Origin of the sequence: Mycolicibacterium arseniciresistens (genome assembly GCF_030519285.1) — a bacterium.
In the GTDB taxonomy this organism is placed as follows: Bacteria; Actinomycetota; Actinomycetes; order Mycobacteriales; family Mycobacteriaceae; genus Mycobacterium; species Mycobacterium arseniciresistens.
In genome coordinates this window covers 1-2,342 of sequence record NZ_JAUMSQ010000496.1, presented here as the reverse complement: position 1 = coordinate 2,342, position 2,342 = coordinate 1, and the positions used below count along the sequence as shown (strand labels likewise).

Here is a 2,342-nt window from a genome sequence, read left to right as displayed (position 1 = left end):
GCCCGGCGGCCAGCGTGTCCACCCGGGGATCGGCCACCGCCGCCAGCAGCACCTGATGCCGGGCGGTCAGCTGCGGCAGCACCGCCATCAGGCCCTCGTCGAGTGCCGAGGCGTTCAGGTCGGTCAGCAGCACCACCAGGGCGCGGCGGCGCACCCGGCGCTGGACCGCGGCCACCATCGCGGCGGCGTCGGATTCCACGAGTGCGGGCTCCAGCGGCGCCATCGCCGTCACCAGCTGCGCCAGCACCTCGGTGCGTGAGGCGCTGAACACCCCCGCCCGGCTCACCCTGTCGTGGGCGAGGAAGTCGACGTGGTCACCGGCCCGCGCGGCCAGCGCCGCCAGCAGCAGCGCCGCGTCCATCGACCAGTCCAGCCGTGGCCACCCGGAGGGTTCGCTCGACGTGGGGTCGACGCCGACACGACCCGCCGACGTCCGTCCGGTGTCGAGCACGATCACCACCCGGCGGTCGCGCTCGGGGCGCCAGGTGCGCACCACCACGTCACCTCGCCGCGCCGTCGCGCGCCAGTCGATCGACCGGACGTCGTCGCCGACGACGTACTCACGAAGCGAGTCGAATTCGGTGCCCTGGCCGCGGATCAGCACCGGCACCATGCCGTCGAGCTCGCGCAACCTCGCCAGGCGGGACGGCAGATGCTTGCGGGACAGGAACGGCGGCAGGATGCGTATCGCCGCGGCCACCCGGTGGCTGCTCTGCCGTCCGGCCAGACCGAGCGGACCGATCGACCGGGCGGTGACGAACTCCGAGCGCAGGTCGCCGCGACGGCTCGGACGCAGCAGGGTGACCACCCGAACGGACTGTCCGGCAGCGATCTTCAGTTGGTGGGTGCGCGGTTCGCCGCGTGCGCTCGGCGGCCAGGCGTCGCGGACCCGGCCACGAAACCTTCGCCGGCCGGGGTGCTCGACGGTGAGCACCGCGTCGACCGGCTGGCCCAGCCGCGCCGACGTCTCCCCGGAGCGATGCAGCCGTAGCCCGCGGGTGCTCGCCGCCAGTGCGACGTCGAGCGCGATCACGGCCACCAGCGCGCCGAACAGCACCACGAAAGCCGTTGCCGGCCAAGGTGAGACCGCGATCGGCAGCACGCACGCCAGTGCGACCAGGCCGGCGCGCCCGGTGAGGACCACTACCGCGGGACCGGAACGGCCGCCAGGATGCCGTCGAGCACGCCGTCGGGATCGGCGCCCTCGAGTTCGGCCTCCGGGCGCATCGCCACGCGGTGCCGCAGCGTCGGCCGCGCCATCGCCTTGACGTCGTCGGGGGTGACGTAGTTGCGCCCGGACAGCCAGGCCCACGAGCGGGCCGTCGCGAGCAGCGCCGTCGCCCCGCGCGGCGAGACACCGAGCTGCAGCGAGGGCGAATGCCGGGTGGCGCCGGCGATGTCGACGATGTAGCCCAGTACCTCGTCGCCCACCAGCACCTGACGCACCGCCTCCCGGGCGGCCGCCAGGTCGGCGGGTCCTGCCACCGGTCTGACGGCCGACAGGTCCCGCGGGTCGAAGCCGCGGGCGTGGCGGGCCAGGATGGCGATCTCCTGATCACGCGGCGGCAGCGGCACATTGAGCTTGAGCAGGAACCGGTCGAGCTGGGCCTCCGGCAGCTGATAGGTGCCCTCGTACTCGATCGGGTTCTGGGTGGCCGCGACGATGAACGGGTCGGGCAGCGGCCGTGGATGACCCTCGACGCTGACCTGGCGCTCCTCCATCGCCTCCAGCAGGGCGGCCTGGGTCTTGGGCGGCGTCCGGTTGATCTCGTCGGCCAGAAGGAGATTGGTGAACACGGGGCCGGAGTGGAACTCGAACTCCGCGCTGCGGGCGTCGTAGACCAGAGATCCGGTGACGTCGCCGGGCATCAGGTCGGGCGTGAACTGCACCCGCTTGAACTCCAGCTGCAGCGCCGCCGCCAGGGTGCGCACCAGCAGGGTCTTGGCCACGCCGGGCACACCCTCGAGCAGCACGTGGCCGCGGCACAGCAGGGCCACCACCAGCCCGCTGACCACCGCGTCCTGCCCGACGACCGCCTTGGCGATCTCGGTGCGCAACGCCAGCAACGCATTACGGGCGGAGTCCGATGACGCCGATGCGGCGGCCTGGTCTGTGGTGTGTGCTGCCGGCTGAGTCACGACTGGGCGACCTGCCTTTCGGTGTCGTCGAGTTGGTGGGCGAGGTGTAGCAGGTCGTCGTCGGTCTCGGGCGGCGGACCGAACAGCGTGTGACCGACCAGTTGCGGGTCGGACCCGGTGCGCGCCGCGACGGCGGCCACGATGGTGGGCGGCGCCGCTCCGTGCGACAGCCCAAGCCGGGGGAGCAGGCGCCCCACGGTGGC

Annotated in this window: 2 protein-coding genes and 1 pseudogene; all 3 read right to left on the bottom strand. The window is 73.1% G+C overall.

The features are described from left to right. Positions 1-1,144: DUF58 domain-containing protein (locus Q2100_RS30970; RefSeq protein ID WP_302917084.1), on the bottom strand; the 1,144-nt coding region annotated here is incomplete at its 3' end. Further along, positions 1,144-2,139, bottom strand: coding sequence for an AAA family ATPase (locus Q2100_RS30965; protein WP_302917083.1), 996 nt, complete (start codon positions 2,137-2,139; stop codon positions 1,144-1,146). The genes Q2100_RS30970 and Q2100_RS30965, both read right to left, overlap by 1 nt. Beyond that, positions 2,136-2,342: pseudogene (locus tag Q2100_RS30960) on the bottom strand (DUF4350 domain-containing protein); the annotation flags it as partial. The pseudogene Q2100_RS30960 and the gene Q2100_RS30965, both read right to left, overlap by 4 nt.